Origin of the sequence: Streptomyces sp. ST2-7A (assembly GCF_021390475.1) — a bacterium.
GTDB lineage: Bacteria > Actinomycetota > Actinomycetes > Streptomycetales > Streptomycetaceae > Streptomyces.
The window spans coordinates 1-5,113 of the sequence record NZ_JAJUWS010000079.1; the positions used below are offsets into that span (position 1 = coordinate 1).

The following is a 5,113-nucleotide window of genomic DNA, read 5'->3' on the forward strand; positions in this document are numbered from 1 at the left end:
CGGGGTATCAACATATCTGGCGTTGACTTTTGGCACGCTGTTGAGTTCTCAAGGAACGGACGCTTCCTTCGGAATCCCCCGACCATTCGGCCGGTTCTTCCTCCGGGCGCTTCCCTTCGGTGTTTCCCACCCTATCAGAGCCAATTCCCTTGCCGTGACCGGCGGTTCAGGGCTCCGACTCCCGGTCGGCGGGACAGCTGGGCTGTCCGGGCTTCCCGTTGCGGCGGTGTCGTAAACGTACTGGAGCGGGGCGCCCGGATGCAAATCCGGGGCCCCGCTCCGCGATCCGTGGTCCGGGACGGGACCGGGAACCGCCGGGTTCGGGCGGATCCGACCGATCACCGGGGCCGGGGAGCGGGTCGGACGGTCCGTCAGACGTCGATGACGACGGGCAGGATCATCGGGCGCCGGCGGTAGGTGTCGGAGACCCACTTACCAACGGCGCGCCGCACCAACTGCTGCAGCTGGTGCGGTTCGGTGACGCCGTCGCGCGCCGACTTCGACAGCACCTCCTCGATCTTCGGGATCACCTTCTGGAAGTCGGCATCGCCGATACCGGAGCCGCGGGTCTGCATCGTCGGTCCACTGACGATCTTCCCCGAGTTGCTGTCCACGACGATGAAGATCGACACGAACCCCTCGTCACCGAGGATGCGGCGGTCCTTGAGGCTGGCCTCGGTCACGTCACCGACCGACAGGCCGTCCACGTACACGTACCCCGCCGGGACCTTGCCGGAGATGCGCGCCCGACCGTCCACGAGGTCCACCGTGACCCCGTCCTCGGCGATGACGATGTGGTCCTCGGGGATGCCGGTCCGGGCACCGAGTTCGGCGTTGGCCCGCAGGTGGCGCCATTCGCCGTGCACCGGCATGAGGTTGCGCGGTTGGCAGATGTTGTAGAAGTACAGCAGTTCGCCCGCCGACGCGTGGCCCGAGACGTGGACCTTGGCGTTCCCCTTGTGGACGACGTTGGCGCCCCACCGGGTCAGGCCGTTGATCACCCGGTACACGGCGTTCTCGTTCCCCGGGATGAGCGAGGAGGCGAGGATGACGGTGTCGCCCGGCTTGATCCGGATCTGGTGGTCCCGGTTGGCCATCCGGGACAGCGCGGCCATCGGCTCGCCCTGGGAACCGGTGCAGATCAGGACCACCTCGTGCTCGGGGAGGTCGTCCAGCGCCTTGACGTCGACCAGGAGGCCGGCGGGCACCTTCAGGTACCCCAGGTCCCGGGCGATCCCCATGTTGCGGACCATGGAACGGCCCACGAAGGCGATTCGACGGCCGTGTTCGTGCGCGGCGTCCACGATCTGCTGGATGCGGTGGATGTGGCTGGCGAAGCTGGCCACGATGATGCGGTGCCGCGCGCCCGAGAAGACCTGGCGCAGGACGTTGGAGATGTCCCGTTCCGGGGCCACGAAACCGGGGACCTCGGCGTTGGTGGAATCGCACAGCATCAGGTCGATGCCCTCCTCACCGAGGCGGGCGAAGGCCCGCAGGTCGGTGAGGCGGCCGTCGAGCGGAAGCTGGTCCATCTTGAAGTCGCCGGTGTGGACGAGGAGCCCGGCGTCGGTGCGGATGGCGAGCGCGAGGGCGTCGGGGATGGAGTGGTTGACGGCGATGAACTCGCAGTCGAAGGGGCCCAGGCGTTCCCGTCCGCCCTCCTTCACCTCGAGGGTGTAGGGACGGATCCGGTGCTCCTGGAGCTTGGCCTCGATGAGCGCGAGGGTCAGCTTGGAACCGACCAGCGGGATGTCCGGCTTCTCCCGCAGGAGGTAGGGGACACCGCCGATGTGGTCCTCGTGGCCGTGGGTCAGGACGATGGCGTCGATGTCGTCGAGCCGGTCCCTGATGGCCGTGAAATCGGGCAGGATCAGGTCGATACCGGGCTGCTCCTCCTCGGGGAAGAGGACACCGCAGTCGACCACGAGCAGGCGTCCGCCGTACTCGATGATGGTCATGTTGCGGCCGATCTCGCCGAGACCACCCAGTGGCGTGACGCGCAGGCCACCCTCGGGGACGGCCGGCGGGGTGCCCAGTTCGGGATGCGGGTGACTCAAAAGTCTCTCCTCACCACACGCGCCGGTCGCCTCTCGGGGCGCCCGGCGCGCATGACTGTGTACATGTGCGGTGGTGTGCGCGACGGGGTGTCGGTCCCCCCGATCCGTCCGGAATCGTGTCCGGATGGGCGGGTGGCCGACGGGCCGGTCGCCGTTCGGTCGTGATCCCCGGGTGGGGATCGGTTCTCCCGATGTTCAGTTGTGAAGTGCGTGGTGCGGCGGGGACCGTCGATCAGAGCTGTACCCCGCCGGCGGTGAGATCCCGCTTGAGCTGCTCCGTCTCCTCCTCCGTGATGCCCACCAGGGGTAGACGCAGGGGCCCACCGGGGAGTCCGAGGAGCCCGAGGGCGGCCTTGCTGGTGATCACACCCTGGGTGCGGAACATGCCGGTGAAGACCGGCAGCAACTTCTGGTGGATCTCGGTGGCCTTGGTGACGTCGCCGCCGATGTGGGCGTCGACGAGCGCGCGCAGTTCGGGGGTGACGACGTGGCCGACGACGGAGACGAAGCCGACGCCGCCGACGGCGAGCAGCGGCAGGTTGAGCATGTCGTCGCCGGAATACCAGGCCAGGCCGGTGGCGGCGATCGCCCAGCTGGCGCGGCCGAGGTCGCCCTTGGCGTCCTTGTTGGCCACGATGCGCGGGTGTTCGGCCAGCCGGATCATGGTATCGGTGTTGATCGGCACGCCACTGCGGCCGGGGATGTCGTACAGCATCACCGGCAGGTCGGTGGCGTCGGCGACGGCGGCGAAGTGCTGGTAGAGCCCTTCCTGCGGCGGCTTGCTGTAGTAGGGGGTGACGACCAGCAGGCCGTTGGCCCCGGCCTCCATCGCCGCACGGGCGAGGTGGATGCTGTGGCGGGTGTCGTTGGTGCCGGCTCCGGCCACCACGTGGGCACGGTCCCCGACGGCCTCCACGACCGCGCGGACCAGGTCGGCTTTCTCCCGATCGGTGGTGGTGGGGGACTCACCCGTGGTGCCGTTGACGATGAGACCGTCGTTACCGGCGTTGACGAGGTGGTCGGCCAGGCGCTGGGCGCCGTCGAGATCGAGTTCGCCGTCCGGGGTGAACGGGGTGACCATCGCGGTCAGCACGCGCCCGAACGGGGTCTGCGGTGTGGAGGTCGGAGCCATGGTTCCCACGCTACTCGCAGATTCGTCCCCCGGGGCGCATCGGGTACGGAAGCCACGGAGCCCGGCACTGTCTGCTCGGGGGTTCATACAGTGCCGGGTCCGTTTGTTCAGAGTAGACGAACTTCGCAAAAAGTGGCAATGCGGACACCTGATCATCAATGTGCGCCCGCCCTTCGCCCGATCCGCCGCTCCGGACGGACCGCCGCGACCACGGTGTCCCGGTCACCGCCGCGCCCTCACCCACCCCGTGCGGAGGAATCCGCCGTTCCCCCGAACGGCTCAGGGGGCCACGCGGCCGTTGGCGTTGAAGGCGGTGTGGGTCAGCGGCATCAACCGGGCCCACTCCGTCTCCATCAACTCGGCCACCATCTCGATCTCCCGCTGGGGGAAGGAGGGCACCCTGGCCAGCTCGTGCCGGGTGCGCAGCCCCAGGAAGTGCATCAATGAGCGGGCGTTGCAGGTGGCGTACATGGAGGAGAAGAGCCCCACCGGCAGGGTGGCTCGGGCGACCTCGCGGGCGACGCCCGCCTCCAGCATCTCCAGGTAGGCCGCGTAGGACCGGCGATAGGAGTCCTCCATCGCCTCGCGGACCTTCTTGTGCTGGTCGGGGGTACCGGGAACGAACTCGTACTGACCGGGGCGGCCCCGCTGCACCAGGTTCCGGTTCTCGTCGGGGACGTAGAAGACCGGCTCCAGGCGACGGTAGCGCCCGCTCTCCTCGTTGTAGGACCAGCCGACCCGGTGCCGGTGGAACTCCCGGAAGACGAAGATGGGCGCGGTGACCAGGAAGGTCATCGAGTTGTGCTCGAAAGGGCTGCCGTGGCGGTCCCGCATCAGGAAGTTGATCAGTCCCCTGGACCGCTCCGGATCCCGGTCCAACTCCGCCAGCGACTCCTCGCCGGCGGTGGAGACCCGGGCCGCCCACAGCACGTCCCGGTCCGAGGCCGCGTGCCGGACCACCCGCACGGTGACGTCGCTCCGGAAGCGGGGGGCGACGGACGGCGGTCCGTCGTCCCCGGCGGCGCTTCCTGTCGCCGGACTCTCCTCCGGGAGGGCTGCGTCGGTCACCGAATGATTCCTTCCGGCAGGTCGCCGGGGGTGGTCGGCCCGGCGGCGGTCGATCGTGCGGTCAGGGCTCCAGCCTAGGCCCCGGAGAACGGCCGGGGCCGGGTGGGGTGGGAGCCGGTAATCCGTGAACAGCCGTCCGAACGACGCCACTCCTGATCGTCCTGACCGGACCGAACACACGGTAATCTCACCGGGCAGCAACCGTGTCAACCGCACCACGAGCGAGGACAGCCGTGCCCCTGACCATCATGTCGGCCGATCGTGGCACCGAGGATTCGACCCGCGACCTGCCCCTCCCCCACACCGCGTCCGATTCCTGGCGGCGTCCCTACCGGCCCGGTCCCTGGCGGGTCGGCATCGCCGCGGTGATCCTGCTGCTCTCCGGCTACGTGCTGCTCTCCGCCACGATCATCGCTCTCGCCGGCGCCCCCTCGGGTGCCGTCCTGACCCTCTGCATCGGTCTGGTGGGGGTGGCCTTCGCCCTGCGGATGCTGCGCATCGGCATCTGGGTGAGCCCTCGCGGACTTCGCCAGGTGAACCTGCTGATGACCAGCACCCTGCGGTGGCGGGACGTCGGGCAGGTGTGGACCGCCCAGCAGCCGGTGAAGTGGTTGGGGCTGCCCCGCACCGTGCAGGGTCAGGCACTGGTGATCGAGCGACGACGGGGCGGTGTCATGCGCCCCCTGCTGACCGATCACAACTCGGACTTCCTCACCCGCCGGGAGGCCTTCGACCGGGCCGCCGACGTCATCGAGGCCTGGGCCGCCGAGCACCGCTGAGCCGCGCTCCCGGTGGGGCCCACCGGCGCGACCGACGGGGTGGGGGGCGGGGCCGGGGCGAACGCGTTCGCCCCGGC

Annotated in this window: 4 protein-coding genes; 1 reads left to right on the forward strand and 3 read right to left on the reverse strand. The window is 69.3% G+C overall.

Features of this window, described 5'->3' with window-relative positions:
* Positions 1 to 371: 371 nt before the first annotated feature.
* The 3 genes from LZF96_RS26215 to thyX all read right to left on the reverse strand — a co-directional run bounded on the left by LZF96_RS26215 (position 372) and on the right by thyX (position 4,155).
* Positions 372 to 2,057, reverse strand: a complete 1,686-nt coding sequence (locus LZF96_RS26215) for a ribonuclease J (RefSeq protein WP_233877352.1) — start codon at positions 2,055 to 2,057, stop codon at positions 372 to 374.
* A 232-nt stretch (positions 2,058 to 2,289) separates the two neighbouring features.
* The gene (dapA, locus tag LZF96_RS26220; protein WP_233877354.1) at positions 2,290 to 3,189 is read right to left on the reverse strand and encodes a 4-hydroxy-tetrahydrodipicolinate synthase; all 900 of its coding nucleotides are present in this window, start codon (positions 3,187 to 3,189) and stop codon (positions 2,290 to 2,292) included.
* 279 nt (positions 3,190 to 3,468) lie between these two features.
* On the reverse strand, positions 3,469 to 4,155 hold the full coding sequence (gene thyX / locus LZF96_RS26225; protein ID WP_233877358.1) for an FAD-dependent thymidylate synthase: 687 nt from the start codon (positions 4,153 to 4,155) through the stop codon (positions 3,469 to 3,471).
* 335 nt (positions 4,156 to 4,490) lie between these two features.
* Here thyX and LZF96_RS26230 point away from each other — a divergent pair, with 335 nt between their 5' ends.
* Positions 4,491 to 5,036, forward strand: coding sequence for a hypothetical protein (locus LZF96_RS26230; protein ID WP_233877356.1), 546 nt, complete (start codon positions 4,491 to 4,493; stop codon positions 5,034 to 5,036).
* Positions 5,037 to 5,113 lie beyond the last annotated feature (77 nt).